This window comes from Microvirga sesbaniae (genome assembly GCF_025460805.1).
Lineage (GTDB): Bacteria > Pseudomonadota > Alphaproteobacteria > Rhizobiales > Beijerinckiaceae > Microvirga > Microvirga sesbaniae.
In genome coordinates, this window is the sequence record NZ_JAMXFJ010000013.1 from 1 (window position 1) to 15605 (window position 15605).

General features: G+C 65.4%; 19 protein-coding genes and 1 tRNA gene. 8 read left to right on the forward strand and 12 right to left on the reverse strand.

Annotated elements, in window-relative coordinates:
- Nucleotides 1-755, forward strand: a 755-nt coding sequence (locus OCW50_RS17750; RefSeq protein WP_315974445.1) for a calcium-binding protein, incomplete at its 5' end; no start/stop codon positions are given.
- 575 nt (nt 756-1330) lie between these two features.
- On the opposite strand, the gene OCW50_RS17755 is transcribed toward OCW50_RS17750, so the two are convergent.
- The 3 genes from OCW50_RS17755 to OCW50_RS17765 all read right to left on the reverse strand — a co-directional run bounded on the left by OCW50_RS17755 (nt 1331) and on the right by OCW50_RS17765 (nt 2759).
- A tRNA-Arg gene (locus OCW50_RS17755) sits at nt 1331-1407 on the reverse strand.
- Nucleotides 1408-1543: 136 nt separating this feature from the next.
- Nucleotides 1544-2224, reverse strand: coding sequence for a TerC family protein (locus OCW50_RS17760; RefSeq protein WP_262271138.1), 681 nt, complete (start codon nt 2222-2224; stop codon nt 1544-1546).
- A 187-nt stretch (nt 2225-2411) separates the two neighbouring features.
- On the reverse strand, nt 2412-2759 hold the full coding sequence (locus OCW50_RS17765; protein ID WP_262271137.1) for a hypothetical protein: 348 nt from the start codon (nt 2757-2759) through the stop codon (nt 2412-2414).
- A gap of 217 nt (nt 2760-2976) precedes the next feature.
- Between OCW50_RS17765 and OCW50_RS17770 the strand changes: the two genes are divergently transcribed.
- Nucleotides 2977-3396: a nuclear transport factor 2 family protein gene (locus OCW50_RS17770; RefSeq protein WP_262298489.1), complete on the forward strand. Its 420-nt coding sequence runs from the start codon at nt 2977-2979 to the stop codon at nt 3394-3396.
- 21 nt (nt 3397-3417) lie between these two features.
- Here OCW50_RS17770 and OCW50_RS17775 read toward each other — a convergent pair whose 3' ends face one another.
- The 5 genes from OCW50_RS17775 to OCW50_RS17795 all read right to left on the reverse strand — a co-directional run bounded on the left by OCW50_RS17775 (nt 3418) and on the right by OCW50_RS17795 (nt 6264).
- Nucleotides 3418-4167: a pseudouridine synthase gene (locus OCW50_RS17775; RefSeq protein WP_262298490.1), complete on the reverse strand. Its 750-nt coding sequence runs from the start codon at nt 4165-4167 to the stop codon at nt 3418-3420.
- Nucleotides 4164-5078 carry a class I SAM-dependent methyltransferase gene (locus OCW50_RS17780; RefSeq protein WP_373371473.1) on the reverse strand — a complete coding sequence of 305 codons (915 nt, stop codon included), beginning with the start codon at nt 5076-5078 and terminating at the stop codon, nt 4164-4166. The genes OCW50_RS17775 and OCW50_RS17780 overlap by 4 nt, the downstream gene beginning before the upstream one ends.
- 61 nt (nt 5079-5139) lie before the next feature.
- Nucleotides 5140-5358, reverse strand: a complete 219-nt coding sequence (locus OCW50_RS17785) for a hypothetical protein (RefSeq protein WP_262298492.1) — start codon at nt 5356-5358, stop codon at nt 5140-5142.
- Nucleotides 5359-5446: 88 nt separating this feature from the next.
- On the reverse strand, nt 5447-5656 hold the full coding sequence (locus OCW50_RS17790; RefSeq protein WP_009763033.1) for a cold-shock protein: 210 nt from the start codon (nt 5654-5656) through the stop codon (nt 5447-5449).
- A 269-nt stretch (nt 5657-5925) separates the two neighbouring features.
- Nucleotides 5926-6264: a hypothetical protein gene (locus OCW50_RS17795; protein ID WP_262271132.1), complete on the reverse strand. Its 339-nt coding sequence runs from the start codon at nt 6262-6264 to the stop codon at nt 5926-5928.
- A 233-nt stretch (nt 6265-6497) separates the two neighbouring features.
- On the opposite strand from OCW50_RS17795, the gene OCW50_RS17800 reads away from it, so the two are divergent.
- Nucleotides 6498-6782: a hypothetical protein gene (locus tag OCW50_RS17800; RefSeq protein ID WP_262271131.1), complete on the forward strand. Its 285-nt coding sequence runs from the start codon at nt 6498-6500 to the stop codon at nt 6780-6782.
- 5 nt (nt 6783-6787) lie between these two features.
- Here OCW50_RS17800 and OCW50_RS17805 read toward each other — a convergent pair whose 3' ends face one another.
- Complete coding sequence (locus OCW50_RS17805) at nt 6788-7717, reverse strand: DMT family transporter (protein WP_262298493.1); 930 nt, start codon at nt 7715-7717, stop codon at nt 6788-6790.
- A 240-nt stretch (nt 7718-7957) separates the two neighbouring features.
- Here OCW50_RS17805 and OCW50_RS17810 point away from each other — a divergent pair, with 240 nt between their 5' ends.
- The 4 genes from OCW50_RS17810 to OCW50_RS17825 all read left to right on the forward strand — a co-directional run bounded on the left by OCW50_RS17810 (nt 7958) and on the right by OCW50_RS17825 (nt 11960).
- Nucleotides 7958-9205, forward strand: coding sequence for an MFS transporter (locus OCW50_RS17810; protein ID WP_262298494.1), 1248 nt, complete (start codon nt 7958-7960; stop codon nt 9203-9205).
- A gap of 268 nt (nt 9206-9473) precedes the next feature.
- Nucleotides 9474-9806, forward strand: coding sequence for a septal ring lytic transglycosylase RlpA family protein (locus OCW50_RS17815; RefSeq protein WP_262271150.1), 333 nt, complete (start codon nt 9474-9476; stop codon nt 9804-9806).
- Between the two features lie 170 nt (nt 9807-9976).
- Nucleotides 9977-10795 carry a hypothetical protein gene (locus OCW50_RS17820; RefSeq protein ID WP_262298495.1) on the forward strand — a complete coding sequence of 273 codons (819 nt, stop codon included), beginning with the start codon at nt 9977-9979 and terminating at the stop codon, nt 10793-10795.
- Complete coding sequence (locus tag OCW50_RS17825; protein ID WP_262298496.1) at nt 10788-11960, forward strand: hypothetical protein; 1173 nt, start codon at nt 10788-10790, stop codon at nt 11958-11960. Before OCW50_RS17820 ends, OCW50_RS17825 begins: the two co-directional genes overlap by 8 nt.
- Before the next feature lie 172 nt (nt 11961-12132).
- Here OCW50_RS17825 and minE read toward each other — a convergent pair whose 3' ends face one another.
- From minE to minC, 3 genes are read right to left on the reverse strand one after another with little or no spacing between them, the layout of a single operon-like run.
- Nucleotides 12133-12396, reverse strand: coding sequence for a cell division topological specificity factor MinE (minE, locus tag OCW50_RS17830; RefSeq protein WP_262271126.1), 264 nt, complete (start codon nt 12394-12396; stop codon nt 12133-12135).
- Nucleotides 12393-13208, reverse strand: a complete 816-nt coding sequence (gene minD / locus OCW50_RS17835) for a septum site-determining protein MinD (protein ID WP_173946374.1) — start codon at nt 13206-13208, stop codon at nt 12393-12395. Before minD ends, minE begins: the two co-directional genes overlap by 4 nt.
- A gap of 16 nt (nt 13209-13224) precedes the next feature.
- Nucleotides 13225-13893 carry a septum site-determining protein MinC gene (minC, locus tag OCW50_RS17840; protein WP_262271125.1) on the reverse strand — a complete coding sequence of 223 codons (669 nt, stop codon included), beginning with the start codon at nt 13891-13893 and terminating at the stop codon, nt 13225-13227.
- 453 nt (nt 13894-14346) lie between these two features.
- Between minC and OCW50_RS17845 the strand changes: the two genes are divergently transcribed.
- Nucleotides 14347-15525 carry a TAXI family TRAP transporter solute-binding subunit gene (locus tag OCW50_RS17845; protein WP_262298497.1) on the forward strand — a complete coding sequence of 393 codons (1179 nt, stop codon included), beginning with the start codon at nt 14347-14349 and terminating at the stop codon, nt 15523-15525.
- The last annotated feature ends 80 nt before the right edge of the window (nt 15526-15605 follow it).

Here is a 15605-nt window from a genome sequence, read left to right on the forward strand (position 1 = left end):
ACGACAAGCAGGTGGTCAACTACGACGGCAAGGTCGGCTACTACGACCAGACCGCCTATCTGTGGAAGACCGGCATCTACCGCGGCACGGCGCCCGAGACCCTGGCCGTGCAGGTCAAGAACCTCTCGCTGGAGACCGGTGCGGACCTTCCGGACTGGACTCCGGGCTCGACGACATCGCCCACGCCGTCCCCGACGCCCACTCCGTCCCCGACGCCCACTCCGTCCCCGACGCCCACTCCGTCCCCGACGCCGGGCGGCAGCCTCACCGGCACGAGCGGCAACGACGTTCTGAACGGAACGTCCGCCAACAACGACGTCATCAACGGCGGAGCGGGCAACGATACCATCAACGGCTTCGGCGGCAACGACCGGCTCTGGGGTGGAACTGGCAAGGATAAGCTCAAGGGCGGCTCAGGGCATGACATCTTCGTGTTCGAAGCCAAGAGCAATGCGAAGAACATCAATTGGGATAAGATTGTCGACTTCAACGTCAAGGACGATACGATCTGGGTCGAGAACAGTGCCTTCAAGGCCTTGGGCAAGAAGGGGACAGAGGCTAAGCCGTCGAAGCTGTCGAAAGAGATGTTCTGGATCGGTGAGGCGGCGCACGATGCCTCCGACCGCATTATCTACGACAGGAAAAAGGGCATCCTGTACTACGATCAGGATGGCACTGGCAGCTCGCTCCAGGCGCAGATCGCCACGCTCTCCAAGAACCTCAAGATGACCGCAGCCGACTTCTTCGTCATCTAACGATCAATCTTATCAAGGAGGCTCAGGATCGAGCCATAGCCTCCTTGAACTATCGCACCGCCAAACCCCGGGATCAAACACCTTCGGTTGAACCATCGAAGTCGCTGGAGAATGCATTCTCCTTTGGGTTGACACAGTGTCTGGTTACGCCGCCCAAGTGGTCACCGAGCTCCCGCCACAGACCGACGATCTTCACGAGATCCGCAGTCCCCGTGGGCCGAGAAAGTCCGAACTTACCTTCTGGCGCACAGGGCTCCATATCGACCACGAACTCGGAATGTAGGAAGCTGACCCGTCGTCGAGACGCCTCTCAGTGCCGAGAGCAAGGACGACCTCTGGTCCCGTCCTGCTTGTGCCGCGAATGAGATTCGCGGCATCGGTGCCAAATGAAGCCGACAGAGCAGCGATGGGAGGAATAATTCGAAACATAATCGTCGTTTTCGGAGGTCGGGCTTGGGCTGAAATCGCGATGACGGGCCGAAGCCAATCATCGAAGCAGCCTCGCTCGGTCACCTGTTGCTTACCCGAAGCCATCGGAAACATACAGCTTCTACAGCTATGTCATTGAAAATGAATGGCGCACCCGACACGATTCGAACGTGTGACCTTTGCCTTCGGAGGGCAACGCTCTATCCAGCTGAGCTACGGGTGCTTGCGGCGATGGGCCTGTTTCTTCCCTACCCGATAACGGCCCGGAGGGCAACCTCTGCCGACAGAGGCAGATGCGGCCGTCCCGGAGCAGGGACGGCCGCGACGCGAGAAGGCCGCAGGATCCAGCCCGCGTGGCGTCAGGTCTCGTCAGTGGCGGCCCGCTGCCGGGAGACATAGCCGAGAGCGAGCACCAGGGCGGCCCCCACGATGGCGGTGGGAATCTCGGCCTTGTGGCTAAGGTCCTGACCGAGCCGTTCGATCAGCCACGGATCCGAGATCAGCATCTCCCCGGCCACCCAGCCCAGGAGGGCCGCCCCGGCCCAGACGAGAAGGGGCATCCGGTCCAGCAGGGCCATGATGAGAGCCGCCCCGGCCACGATGAGCGGGATGGAAATGGCGAGGCCGATGGCGAGAAGGGCTGTGGAATCCTGCGCCACCGCGGCAATCGCCAGAACGTTGTCGAGGCTCATGACCGCGTCGGCGACCACCACGGTCCAGACCGCATGCCAGAGGCGGTCGGTTTCCCTGACGCCGCCTTCGTCCTCGTCTCCCTTCAGGAGCTTCACGGCGATCCAGAGGAGGAGGAGGCCGCCGACGATTTTCAGGAACGGCGTCGCAAGGAGCGCCGCGACCAGGACCGTAAAGACGATCCGAAGGCCCACGGCGACGCCGGCGCCGAGGATCATGCCGATCCGGCGCTTGTCTTCCGGCAGGCCGCGGCAGGCGAGCGCAATGACCACGGCGTTGTCACCGGACAGGATCACGTTGATCCAGATGATGCCGAGCAGTTTGAGAACTTGAGGGAAAAGGGCTTCCATGACGGGGAACTTGAATGACGGTCGAGCTCAGCGGCAACGGAGGTTCGCCCGCCCACCGGCGACGGCCGATGCAGGGGCGAAATGCGGTTGAAAGCCGTTCTCGAATAACAGGGGAGCGCCGTATCAGGCGCATGACGCAATCGACCGGAAACATGCGGACTTGGCTTCCGGACAAGCCAGGCTGCGATCAAAGGGCGGGTGGCCCCGTCGCACGCAGGGATCCGAGAAGGTTGAAGTTGATGAACCGCCAGGGGTCGATGCCAGCCCCTGCCCCTCGGGCGTTGATCAGGAGGGGGCAAGCCCCATCTGCCGGCGCAAAAACCTCTGAGGTTCCGTCGCCGTCACTCCATTCCTCCGGACCGCTCTCCCGCTCCGTCTCTCCGCTGTCGGAGCCATCGATCAGCAGAAAAGCTTTCTCGAGCTGAAGGGGAAAGGAGGTCTCCGCACCCGCATGATCGATCGCCGGCAGCCACGCCAGGAACATCAGTCCAAGCAACGCCTGCACGATGGCGAACGAGACGCGGGGTCGGGCCAATGCTCTGTTCATCCGAGCGAATGGTACTCCATGGCGGGCAACCTCTCTCCCTAACCCGATCGGAGGCCTCAGAGCAACCGAAGCGGGCGCATACGAGGTCCGCTCCAAGCCCGTCACGCTTGAGCTGCGCCTGAAGAGACATTGCGCCGACGGCAGATCCTGCCTCAAGATGCCGTCCGGGCGACCCGCTCAGAATCGCTTTCCATAGGAGAGCTCAATGGCAGCCCCGAACGACCATGTTTCCCTTCTTCGTGAAGCCTATGCCCGATGGGTGGAGAGCAGAGGCCGCGATTGCGAATGCTGGATGAACATCATTGCCGATGATGTCACCCTCGGCTCCCTCGCGGAAGGTTCGCCGCAAGTGCCCTTCACGGCCCGCCGGACCAGCAAGGCGGGCGTGCGCGCCTATCTCGATGACCTGATGCGCGACTGGGAGATGATCTCCCACGCCATGGACGATTTCATTGCCCAGAACGACCGTGTGGCCGTGGTGGGGCGGGCGGTCTGGCGCCATAAGGGCACTGGCAAGGTGGCCGACACCCGCAAGGTCGACATCTGGCGGTTCCATAACGGGAAGGCAGTCGATTTCGAGGAATATTACGACACCGCCGGGCTCATCGCCGCGGCGACGCCTTGAGCCGCGCGGGCGGAACCAGCCTCAGCCGCCTGCGGCACGCGGCAGGACCTGGGCGAGGTCGGCCTCGCCGAGCAGGCGGTACCGCCCCGGCTCCAGGTCCTCCGGCAGGGCCAGACCGCCGATCCGGTCGCGATGCAGGGCCGTGACATGGTTGCCGAGCGCCGCGAACATGCGCCGGACCTGATGATAGCGGCCTTCCGTCAGGGTCAGGGTGGCGCTGGTGCTGGACATGACCTCCAGCCGCGCCGGCAGGAGGGGCTTGTCCTCGCCCTCCAGCATCAGGGTCCCGGCCGCGAAGATCTCCGCCTCGTCGCCTCGCAGGGGACGGTCGAGCGTCACGCGGTAGCGCTTGGAGATGTTGGCCCGGGGCGAGATGATCCGGTGCAGCAGAGCGCCGTCGTCGGTCATGAGCAGCAGCCCCGACGTGTCCTTGTCGAGCCGTCCGATCGTCGAGATGGCCGGATCGCGCCGGCGCCAGCGCTCGGGAAGCAGGCCGTAGACCAAGGGGCCGGCCTCCTTGTGCGAACAGGTGATGCCCAGGGGCTTGTGCAGCATCAGGGCCAGACCGGGAGGCGGGTCGAGCGGCTTGCCCTGGATGCGCATCCGCTCCGAGAGGTCGCGCGTCACGGCGATGCGCCGATCGGAATCCTCGATCTCGACCCCGTCCAGAGTGACCAGACCCGCGTCGACCAGCGACTGGACCTCCCGGCGCGAGCCATAGCCCATATTGGCCAGGAGCCGGTCGAGACGCAGCGTCGGAACCTTGCTCATCGGGCGGCCTCGTAGATCTTGTAGCCGTTCGCCTCGACCTTCGGCGTCACGCGCTTGAACAGGCTTTTCAACACGGCCTCGTAGGGAAGGTGTCGGTTGGCGACGAGCCAGAGAACCCCGCCCGGTCGGAGAGCCTCCGCGGCCCGGCGGATGAAGGCCTGCCCGAGGCTCTGATCCTCGGCGCCGCCATCATGGAACGGCGGATTCATCACCACGAAATCGAGGCCTTTCAGGTCGAGGCCGCTGCGGATATCGGCCCAGCGGACCTCAGTCCGCGGTTCCTCCACGTTGCGCCAGGCCATGTCGACGGCGCGACGGTCGATGTCGATCAGGGTCAGGCGTTCCACCGCCGGGGAGGCCAGGACCGTCCGGGCGAGAATACCGATGCCGCAGCCGAAATCCGCTCCCCGACCGCTCAAGGACGGCAGGGTCTGCTCCAGGAGGGCGCTGCCGGGATCGAGGCGGTTCCAGCTGAAGACGCCGGGCCATGTCCAGAGCCCCAAGGCGTCGTCGACCCGGGGGCTGCCCTCGGCCAGGGCATCTTCGAGTCCGACCGGACGTGCAGGCCGTGCACCGGTGCAGATGCGGTGATGACGACGGGACGTCTCGGCGACGTCACAGCCGAAACCGTTGAGTTCCTTGCGGATCCGCGAACCGCCTTTGTCCTTGGGCGCCAGAACCGTCAGGGACCCGCCCGGGGCAAGCGCCCGCAGGGCCAGGGCGACGGTGTAGCGCCGTTCCACCGTTCCAGGCGGGGCCAGGACGACCATGCGGTCGAGAGAGCCATCCTCCTGCCGTTCCAGCGATCCGGAACCGGGGATCAGAGGCGAGAACTGGATGGCTCCAGCCGGAACGTCGGCCAGTTCGCCCGGAGGCGTCCCATAGACGCCGCTTGGTTTCGTGTCTTGCAAGGTCACCGAGCCCACGCTGAACGCCGGCGTTCTTAATATGCCGCGATCCGGAAGGTAAGACTCAATGAGTGCGGCCGGTCTGCTTTGCCCCGACGGCCCGGATTTCCGATTCTCCGACCGCACGCTGAGTGCCGCTCAGGGTGTCGCGGATCCGATAGCCCAGCTCGCCAGCGCTGTTCTCCGGCATCAGGCGAACGATCTCATAGGTTCCGCTCGTGCGATCCGCGAAATGGGCTGCGGCGGCATGAACGAGTTGCCCCATGGAATATTTGTGGCTCACGGGAGACTCCTTTCGAGAATAAGCAAAAAGCCGCCCTTGAGGGGCGGCTTCGGGAGGCGGCGCAGAGGCCAAGCCTGGTCAAGCGACATTACGCCGTTTGAATGTTGTTGACGGCGACCTTGCCGGAGCGGCGGTCTTCGGCGGTGTCGAAGGAGACCTTCTGGCCCTCGCGCAGGCCGCGGATGCCGGCGCGCTCGAGCGCGGTGGCGTGAACGAACACGTCCTTGCTGCCGTCGTCCGGCTGGATGAAGCCGAAGCCCTTCTGGTCGTTGTAGAACTTAACAGTGCCCGAAATCATGGGAGTATCCTTGGTAAGGCTGATATGCACGTGAGCCAAGGGCGTGCAACCGCACGACCTCGCGCTCGGGTTCGTCGATGTTTGGGAAGAGTGTCTGAACGTGCGCCTGGAAGGCCAAGGCGTAACGGCCCGATTGTCCGGCCAAATGTCGATAGGAGCTATCTAGGGCCTCGATGCGGCGAATACAAGGCAGGATTGCCGAGAACGAGCCACCCGCTCCGGCAAAGCCCGGAGCAGGGTGATCGATCGGGACCGTCACGGGGTTCGTTTCAGTACTTCAGCCGCAACGCCCGGACGCTCCCGCCGCCGTCCGCGCAGGCGATCCGGGCCCGGGGGCACGCGGAGACATAGGCCGGCGTGGGGCAGTAGGTCTGCATGAAGGTCTCGTCGATGGCGCAGGTCACGTGCACCCGGTAGAAGCCCTGCGGGCCGCTCGGCGCGTCATGCAGCACGGAATAGCCCAGCCCCTGGTCGGCGAGTCGGGCGATCGCGCGGCCGGGCTGAAGCCGGCCGGTCTCGAACCGTGTGGTCGTCCTTACATCGGCCGCCTGGGCGGCGGACCCGATCAGACCGGTTGCCAGGATGATCCCCATCAAAAGCCGCGTCATGCTGCGCCTCACTCCTGTTGCAAGAGACGGCGGTGCCGAACCCACCAGGCCGTTACGTCACTGCCCTCCCGGGATAACTGCAAAGCTGCCGTCCGGGATCCATGGCATGCCTCTGCACGAAGGATTAACCACACCCCTGCCCTCCGCCCCCGGGCTGCGGGACTTTAAGCAACCGGTAGGATCTTGTGCCGGATAAACGCTGCCAGTTGTAGGCGTGAACTGTCCAGGATCCCATGCACCACATCCATCTCGCTGAGGGTATGCGGCTTCGTTTTCCGGCGCGCAGCGCCGATTTCGACCAGGGCGTCGAGATCGGGATCGTCGCCGCACTGATGAGCCAGGATCTGACGGAATTCACACGCAGGATCTCCAACGAGAATCTGGGCCAGGTGCGTGCCCTGGTGGAGCAGTTCGGCTACCGGCTCGTCGAAGGCCCGGCCGATGGGGAATTTGTGGAGCTCAACTTCTACAGTCGCACCGCCCGCCCGCGTCTGCGCGTCGTGCATTCGGGGACCTGAGGCGGTCAGGCTGAAAATCTCTTCTGCAGGGCGCGGACGCGCTCCCGGTAAGCCGTGTAGAAGCCGCTCACGGCGATGAGACAGGCCCCGGTGACCGTCCAGGAGTCCGGCAGCGACCCGAAGACCAGATAGCCGAGCGTGCCGGCCCAGATCAGCTGGACATAGGAAAACGGCGCGATCAGAGACGCATTGCCGTGGCGATAGGCCAGCACCACGAACCCGTGGCCGATCGCGAACAGGACGCCCATGCACAGGCCGAGCGCGATCTCGGTTCCGTTGGGAGTCACCCAGTGAAAGGGCATGAGCACGCTCAGAACGAGGCTGCCGACCGAGGCCGAATAGGCGAGCGTCGTGAGAGCCTGGTCACCGTTGATCTTGCGGGTCACCACGGCGCCGATGGCCCAGCTCGACGCGCTGATGATCGGCAGGAAGGCCGCCGGCTGGAAGGTGCCCGCGCCGGGACGCACCACGATCATGACCCCGATGAGGCCGATCGCCGCTGCGCTCCAGCGCCGCCAGCCGACGGTCTCGCCGAGGAACAGCACGGAGAGCGCCATGATCAGGATCGGCGAGACGAAGAAGATCGCCGTCGCATCGGCCACGGGCAGATGGGGCAGGCTCTGGATGAACATGATGGACGAGCCCACCATGCCCAGACCTCTGAGCACCTGAAGGCCCGGCCGCCGAGAGCGCAGCAGGGTGGCGCCGCCCTTGATCAGCACGACCGGGATGATGACGAGCGCGAAGGTGACATAGCGCATCCAGGCCACTTCCGGCGGCGGCAGGGTGGAAGCGAGCTGCTTCGTGATGACGTCAGCCACGGAAAACACGATCGTGGAGGCGATCAGGAACAGGATCCCCCGCAACGGAGAGGCCGGCGCGCCGGAGGGCACAGGCGGAGCCGGGTTCGTCCGGGCAACGGGGTCGGAGGTCATGAAGAGCTCAAAAAATGAGGCTCGCGCGGCGAAGCGACGAGCCTGAAGGTCTCGAGTTTGGAGGATATGAATGCGGATAGAATACTGTTTTGGCGTGCCGAGAAGTGCAAACTCGGCAGATAGTCCATGCTTCTGGGGAATGGGTCGATCAATCGACGGGCTGACACTTGCGCTCTAAGCATGGAAGCCTCGAAGAGCCTGGTGCCTGGATCGTGTGGCAAGCCTGTCCATCGAGCAGGCATGCGGAATGAGTTCATGCAGGAGCAGATGCCGGAGACACCAAGCCGTCTGGTGAGCGGGACCCCCGCCTTTCGCCGGCTGAACCTCGCCCTGTTCGCAGCCGGATTCTCGACCTTTGCCATCCTGTATTGCGTACAGCCCCTGCTGCCGGAATTCTCGCAGGAATTCCATGTCAGCGCCGCCGTCAGCAGCCTGTCCCTGTCGCTCTCGACCGGTCTTCTCGCCGTGGCCATGCTGGCGGCCGGATCCCTGTCCGACGTCTGGGGTCGCAAGCCCGTCATGGTGGCCTCGCTGTTCGCCTCGGCGCTGCTGACCCTTCTCTCGGCGGCCGCCCCGAACTGGGCCAGCCTCCTCGTCGCCCGCATGCTCATCGGCGTCACCCTGAGCGGCCTTCCGGCCGTCGCCATGGCCTATGTGAGCGAGGAAGTCGATCCGAAATCCATCGGGCTCGCCATGGGGCTCTTCATCGGCGGCAATGCGGTCGGCGGCATGGCGGGGCGGATCGTCAGCGGATGGCTGACGGATCTCGGCTCCTGGCGGCTCGCCATCGGGCTGATCGGAGCCGTGGGCCTTGCATCGGCGGTTGCGGCCTGGCGGAGTCTGCCCGCTTCCGCCCATTTCCAACCCCGCCCGGCCCGTCCGGCGGAGCTGCTGGGCTCCTTCAGGGAGCACCTGCGCGATCCCGGCCTGCGAGCCCTGTTTGCCGAAGCTTTCCTCCTCATGGGCGGCTTCGTGACGATCTACAATTATCTCGGCTACCGCCTGACGGAGGCGCCCTATTCCCTGAGCCAGACCGCCATCGGGGCGATCTTCTCCGCCTACCTGATCGGAACCTTGAGCTCCGCCTGGATCGGCGAACTGGCCGGACGCCTGGGCCGCAGGCGGGTTCTGTGGGCGATGATCGCGATCATGCTCGCCGGCGTGGCCCTCACCCTCTTCCACCACATGGCGCTCATCCTGGCCGGGATCGTGGCCGTCACCTTCGGGTTCTTCGGCGCGCATTCCGTCGCCAGCAGCTGGGTCGGAAGCCGGGCCCTGACCGGGAAGGCCCAGGCCTCCGCCCTGTATCTGTTCTGCTACTATCTGGGCTCCAGCGCCATCGGCACCCTGGGCGGCGTGTTCTGGATTCACGGCGGCTGGCCCGGGGTGGCGGCCCTGGTGACCCTCCTGCTCGCGGTGGCGCTCGTTCTTGCCCTCTGGCTCACGACTCTTCCGCCGCGCAAAGCTGGGCCGGACGCATCCCAGTAAGCAGGCACACGAGGCCAAGCAATCACGCGAGATGTTGTTTGCGTTCAATTTGCCTATCGGCTTGACCGTTACACTATCAACATAGATCAATTGCATAGCGCAGTTCGATACTGAGGCTATACACCCGATAATGCGAATGATTATATCGTCTTAATGTTGCCCTATTAGCCTCCATTTTGCGTCCCATCGATAACAATCAAGGGAATGCATTGTGGATCAACGTAAGGTAACGCTCGCGCTCTTCAGTCTCTTCATCTCCGGATCGACGATTGTCTTGTCTCCTTCCGCTCATGCGGACCCTGACGCATCGTCCAGCAAGGTCATCCAGAGCGGCCGCGCCTCCTGGTACGGACCGGGCTTCCACGGCCGGCGCACCGCGAGCGGCGAAACCTTCAACACCAACGATCTGACCGCCGCCCACCGCACCCTGCCCTTCGGCACGCGGGTGCGGGTCGTGAACCGGCAGACCGGCAAGTCCGTGGTGGTTCGCATCAATGATCGTGGTCCCTATGCCCATGGCCGCGTCATCGACCTGTCGAAAGCCTCCGCGCAGGCCATCGGGCTCTCCGGGGTCGGCTCCGTCGACGTCGCGCAGCTCTGACGGCGGCTCCGAAGCCTGCCGTTTTTTCATCACCGAATCATCGTCAAACTGAGCTGTTGCACGCTGCCCGGGCCGGAACCCTCCTGTCCGGGCGGCTGATGGAACCGAGAAGCCTTCGGGTGGCTTTTCCCCGGTCACCCTTTCTTGAAGAAGAGGCCAATTGGAAACGCATGCAGATCGGTCGGCCGCTGACATCGATCACTGCCCTCCTGGCGCTGCTGACGGCCGCGCCCCCCATGGCTATGGCGCAGACGGGTCGGACCTGGGTCGATCCCCCGGCCGCGGGCGCGGCCTCCCCGCCGCCCTCCCCGCCCGCGAGCCCAGCGCCGGCCGCCCCACTGCCGGCCGCCCCGGCCCCGCAGGCCGCGACACCGCCCCCCGCACCGCTTCCCGCCCCTGAGGCCCCGCCGACCCGATCGGCGCAACCCCAGGAGCCGGTCGCCCGGCCTGACGCGCCGCCTGTCCGGCAGGCCGAGCCGCCGCCCGCGGCGACCCCGTCGGCTCCCACGGTCACGGCGCGGCCGCAGAAGGACCCCGATGCCGACAAGCGCGGCGACCGGGCGTCCGTGGCGAAAAACTTCGCCATCGATTACCTCCAGTCCTGGTCGGCCTCGAACGACGTCGCGCTGGAAGCCACGGCGGCCTTCTATGCGCCCCGGATCCTCTTCCATGGTCGCGAGGTGACCATGCAGAGGCTCTTCAACGAGAAGCGGCGCTTCGTGCGGCGCTGGCCCGAGCGCGACTACCGCCCGCGCCCGGACGGGATCGGGACCGTGTGCAACCCGGCCGGCGAGATCTGCACCGTGCATGCGGTGTTCGATTTCACCGCCTCCTCGCCCAAGCGGCGGCGCGTCTCGCAGGGCACCGGCGCCCTTCAGCTCATCGTTCAGTTCATCGGCGACAAGCCGGTCATCGTGGCGGAGCACAGCACGCTGCTCGGCCAGGACCGCCGCCGAAACCGTGCCTCGGAGGGCGCTTTGCATGAATGACGACACCATGACCCGCGATCCGAAGGCGGAGCCGCGCCGCAACTGGGCCCGCATGCGCGACAGGATGCGCGAGACCATCCACGGGGAGCTCGACCGGTTTCATCCCACCGACGACGCCCGCCGCGCGCTCGAGCTGATCATCGAATCCTCCGTGCGCCCGTCCGAGGCGGACGGCGCGCTCAAGCTCACCATCATCGATCACGAGGGCCGGCCGCGCACGATCGAGAGGGACGGGAAGACGGCGGAGTTCACGCTGCACGATCTCGTGGACGAGCTGCGCCTGAAATACCCGGTGCTGTTCCGGCCGGCGAAGCCCGACGCGGCCTCGCTCGCGGCCGAGGGAGAACCGCCCCGGCCCCGCGAGAAGCCGAAGCGCGACTGGATGAGCCTCGACCCCAAGCAGCCGCCGGCGGCCGAGGCGGCCCTGGCACCGGAGGAGGCGGTCGAGCCCCCGGCGCGGCCGGAACCCGCCCCTGACGATCAAGGCCCCAGGTTGCCGTCGGCGGAATGGCCGCGCGGCACGCCCGGGACACTCAAGGCGGACGGCGCCGCCGATCACGGCGCTGCAAGCCCGGCGGACGACCATCCGGTCCCGGTCGCGGAGGAGCATGAGCGGATCGTCTTCGGCGACATGCGCACCCGTTCCTGGAAGCGGCCCGCCCTCGCGCTCAGCGCGGTGGCCGTTCTCGCTCTCCTGGGGGTCGGCGCCGTCCTGTTCCGGGGCGAGGACGCGCCCGCGCCCCGGGCCGGCGCGGGCGCGTCCGCCGCAGCCACCGCCGCAGCGGCGAGCCCGATCCGGGAGCCGGAGCCTTCGAGCACCGGCTCGACCGGATCCACGGGGGCGCTGCGCGGGGTGCCGGACGTGATCGATACGGCGACCCTGTCCCTGAACGGGGAAGTAGTGCGCCTGTTCGGGGTCGAATGGGCGCCCGGCGCCGGCAAGCCCGAGGACCTGACCCAGTACCTCAACGGCCGCGAAGTGGCCTGCGATCAGGTGGGCGGAAACGACGTCTACCGCTGCCAGGTCGGCGGACAGGACCTGTCCCGCGTGGTGCTGTTCAACGGCGGCGGGCGGCCGACCGACGATGCGACGCCCGAGCTCAAGGCCGCGGCCGAGAAGGCCCGCGAAGCGAAGATCGGCGTCTGGGGCAAGCAGCAGCCCTAGCGCACCGTGCGAAAAAGTGGACCCGGTTTTTCGCGTCGAACGGTGCGCCCCTCAAGGGATTGAGCATCGGAATCGATCCCAAAAGTGGTGTCCACTTTTGGGATCGATTCCGATGCTCCAACGAAAACGGCCCCCGCGCAGGCGGGGGCCGATCAGCCGATGCTCATGGATGTCAGGCGGTCGCCCCGGCCGGCGCCGGGATCTCGATCTCGATCTCGAGGGTCGAGATGTCGGAATCGCGGTTCATCTTCACCTGAACGTTGTCCTGCTCGACCATGACGTGGCGGCGGACCACGGCCAGGATCTCTTCCCGCAGCTGCGCCACCAGATCGGGCTTGCCGCCGACGATGCCGCGCTCGTGCGCGAGCAGGATCTGCAATCGCTCCCGCGCGACGGGCGCCGAGGTGCGCCGGTTGAAGAAGCTCAAAAGGCTCATGCAGCCCTCCGTCCGAACAATTTGCCGAACAATCCCTTCTTGTCGGTCGGGATGGTCAGCTCGACGGTCTCGCCCTTGAGGCGGCGCACGGCGTCGAAATAGGCCCGGCCCGGCGCGCTGGCCGGATTGTTGAGGGTCACCGGCGAGCCGACGTTCGAGGCGCGCAGCACCTCCTCGCTCTCGGGGATGATGCCGATGAGCGGGATCGAGAGGATTTCCAGCACGTCCTCCACCTTCAGCATCTCGCCGCGCTCGGCGCGGGCCGGATCGTAGCGGGTGAGCAGCAGGTGCTTCTCGATGCGCCCGCCCTTCTCGGCCAATTCCGTCTTGGAATCGAGCAGGCCGATGATGCGGTCGGAATCGCGGACGGAAGAAACTTCCGGGTTCGTCACGACGACCGCAACGTCCGCGTGGCGCATGGCCATGGTGGCGCCGCGCTCGATGCCGGCCGGGCTGTCGCAGATGATCCAGTCGAATTTCTCGCGCAGCTCGTTGAGGACGCGCGCCACGCCCTCTTCCGTGAGCGCATCCTTGTCGCGGGTCTGCGAGGCGGGCAGCAGGGAGAGGTTCTCCATCCGCTTGTCACGGATGAGCGCCTGATTGAGCTTCGCGTCGCCCTGCACCACGTTGATGAGGTCGAACACCACGCGGCGCTCGGCCCCCATGACGAGGTCCAGGTTGCGCAGGCCGACGTCGAAATCGATGACCACGACCTTCTCGCCGCCATGCGCCAGCGCCGCGCCCAGTGCCGCCGAAGACGTTGTCTTGCCAACGCCACCCTTGCCGGAAGTTACGACCAAGACTTTGGCCATTGTCGCCCTCTTTCTCTCAATCCATTGTTTTCAGGATGATCGAATCGCCATCCAGGTTCACTTGCACAGGCTGACCGAGGAACTTGCCTCCCAGATCGTCAGCGGTCTTGTAGAGCCCATCGATCGCAATCAATTCGGCTTCGAATTTCCGGCAGAAGATGCGCGCGCGGCCGTTGCCCGTGCAGCCCGCGATGGCGCGGCCGCGCAGGGACCCGTAGACATGGATCGAGCCGCCCGCGACGATCTCCGAACCGGACGCGACGGAGCCCAGCACCGTCACGTCGCCCTCGGGATGCAGGATCGACTGGCCCGACCGCACGGAGCCTTCGATGAGCAGCGACTTCTCGGGCACGGGCGCGTCGGCGAAGGGCGTGCCGGCGGCCGCGACCGCCGCGCTGGCGGCATCCGGCACGTCGATCTCGCCTGTCGGCTTGCCGCCGGTGATCGGGGGCGGCATGTCGCCATCGACGTTCTCGGGAGCCGCGCCTTCGAGGCCGATGATGCGGATGTTGCGCATCTTGAACGCGGCCAGGAGGAACTTCAGCTCGGATTTCGACGGCTTCAGCGACGAGACGTCGGCGATGATGGGCCGCCCGGTGAAGAAGCCGGGCGAACGTTCCGATACGGCGTCGAGATCTTCGAGCCAGTCTCTCAGCGGCACTTCGGGCGCGAGGACCAGGGCCATGAAGGACCTGCCACGGAAGCGAAGAGAAGGACGGTTGCGAACGGCAATGGTCACGGGAGTACAGATTCCTTTAATTCCCCATGATTTCGACCGTTTATGGTTAACGGACCGTTAAAAGTGGCGCCGGGCGCTTACAATTTTGCGGGCCGGCCTGGGCTGCGAATCTGCGGGAATCCTGCGGGGGAATCCGGGTAAACCCTGAGGCCCAGATGAGAACTTCCGCCCCTTCAAGGAATATAAAGATAAAACATATCTCTTTTTGATTATCGCATAGCACTTATTGAGTATTACTCCGTCCTCAAAGCTCAATTGACCAACCCATTGAGGAGCATACGATGAGATTTCTTTCGTTTTGTTTCATCGTTGCTTAACGCATATTTTCATCGATAGGGACGAGCACAGAACGATCGGATCGACAAGCCGCCGCAAGGCTCATCCAGGGGAGGATGAAGAATGTCGGGTCGCGTGAACACCTGGTCTCCCGTTGGCAGATTTTTCCGCCATTTCTCTCTCCGGGCCGCCGTCGTGGCGGCCGCGCTCGTGTCCGGCACCCTCGCGGCGCCCGCCCAGACGGCACCGGCCCAGCCGGCGCCGGCGTTCAACCCGGCCCGGGCCAATGCGGGCACGCTCGGGGTGATCTCGGGCGGGGCGGACGGCACCTATATCCGCATCGCGGCCGATCTCGCCAACGTGCTCGACGGCGAGGACCTGAGGGTCCTGCCGATGATCGGGCGCGGCTCGCTGCAGAACCTGCGCGACATCATGTTCCTGCGCGGGGTCGACATCGGGATCGTGCAGATGGACGCGCGCGAGCAGCTGAAGGCGGAGAACCTCCAGAACGACGCGGTGCGGCGCCTGCGCTTCATCACCCGCCTCTACAACGAGGAGGTCCACATCATCGCCGACCGGGAGATCACCGACATCCGCCAGCTCGACGGCAAGAAGGTGAACATCGACAAGGTCGGCAGCGGCACCAACCTGACCTCCCGGCTGATCTTCGACAAGCTCGGGATCAAGCCCGAGATGACCACCTTCGACCAGGCTTCGTCCTATGCGAAGCTCAAGTCGGGTGAAATCCAGGCGGCCGTCTACGTGGCCGGACGCCCGGTCCGGGCGATCGCCGAGTTCCAGACCGACGGCCGCTTCCACCTTCTGTCGATCCCGTTTGAGGGCGAGATCGCGGAAAGCTATTTCCCGGCGCGCTTCGCGAACGCCGATTATCCGCAGCTCGTCGACAAGGACAAACCCGTCGAGACCCTGGCGGTCGGCAGCCTGCTGGCCGTGTTCAACTGGCCCGAGAACTCCGACCGCTACAACCGCGTCAAGCGTTTCGTCGACGCTTTCTTTTCCCGGTTCGACGAGTTCCTGCAGCCAGGCCGGCATCCCAAGTGGAAGGAGGTCAATCTCGCGGCCGACGTGCCCGGCTGGGAGCGGGTGAGGCCCGCCCAGGCCTGGCTCGACCGGGCTGCCACCGCCAGCAAGCCCTCGCCCCAGGGCCAGAGCTTCGAGAGCTTCCTGAAGGGTAGAGGCATCGACGTCTCGGCCGAGCAGCGGGAGGTCCTGTTCCGGGAATTCCTCGCCTGGCAGAGCGATCGGCAACGATCCGCCCGTCGCGTCACCCGGCAAGACTGAGCAGCGGACCTGAACGTGGCAGGCACTTTCAGGATCGATCCGATGCTCGGTTCCTCAGCGGCGCATCGTTCGATGCGAAA

Excerpts from the sequence above, each read along its gene's own strand:
- OCW50_RS17760 (WP_262271138.1), bottom strand. The coding sequence starts at position 2,224 with ATGGAAGCCCTTTTCCCTCAAGTTCTCAAACTGCTCGGCATCATCTGG.
- OCW50_RS17770 (WP_262298489.1), top strand. The coding sequence starts at position 2,977 with ATGGCAGCCCCGAACGACCATGTTTCCCTTCTTCGTGAAGCCTATGCC.
- OCW50_RS17775 (WP_262298490.1), bottom strand. The coding sequence starts at position 4,167 with ATGAGCAAGGTTCCGACGCTGCGTCTCGACCGGCTCCTGGCCAATATG.
- OCW50_RS17790 (WP_009763033.1), bottom strand. The coding sequence starts at position 5,656 with ATGATTTCGGGCACTGTTAAGTTCTACAACGACCAGAAGGGCTTCGGC.
- OCW50_RS17795 (WP_262271132.1), bottom strand. The coding sequence starts at position 6,264 with ATGACGCGGCTTTTGATGGGGATCATCCTGGCAACCGGTCTGATCGGG.
- OCW50_RS17800 (WP_262271131.1), top strand. The coding sequence starts at position 6,498 with ATGCACCACATCCATCTCGCTGAGGGTATGCGGCTTCGTTTTCCGGCG.
- OCW50_RS17805 (WP_262298493.1), bottom strand. The coding sequence starts at position 7,717 with ATGACCTCCGACCCCGTTGCCCGGACGAACCCGGCTCCGCCTGTGCCC.
- OCW50_RS17810 (WP_262298494.1), top strand. The coding sequence starts at position 7,958 with ATGCGGAATGAGTTCATGCAGGAGCAGATGCCGGAGACACCAAGCCGT.
- OCW50_RS17820 (WP_262298495.1), top strand. The coding sequence starts at position 9,977 with ATGCAGATCGGTCGGCCGCTGACATCGATCACTGCCCTCCTGGCGCTG.
- OCW50_RS17825 (WP_262298496.1), top strand. The coding sequence starts at position 10,788 with ATGAATGACGACACCATGACCCGCGATCCGAAGGCGGAGCCGCGCCGC.
- minE (WP_262271126.1), bottom strand. The coding sequence starts at position 12,396 with ATGAGCCTTTTGAGCTTCTTCAACCGGCGCACCTCGGCGCCCGTCGCG.
- minD (WP_173946374.1), bottom strand. The coding sequence starts at position 13,208 with ATGGCCAAAGTCTTGGTCGTAACTTCCGGCAAGGGTGGCGTTGGCAAG.
- minC (WP_262271125.1), bottom strand. The coding sequence starts at position 13,893 with ATGGCCCTGGTCCTCGCGCCCGAAGTGCCGCTGAGAGACTGGCTCGAA.
- OCW50_RS17845 (WP_262298497.1), top strand. The coding sequence starts at position 14,347 with ATGTCGGGTCGCGTGAACACCTGGTCTCCCGTTGGCAGATTTTTCCGC.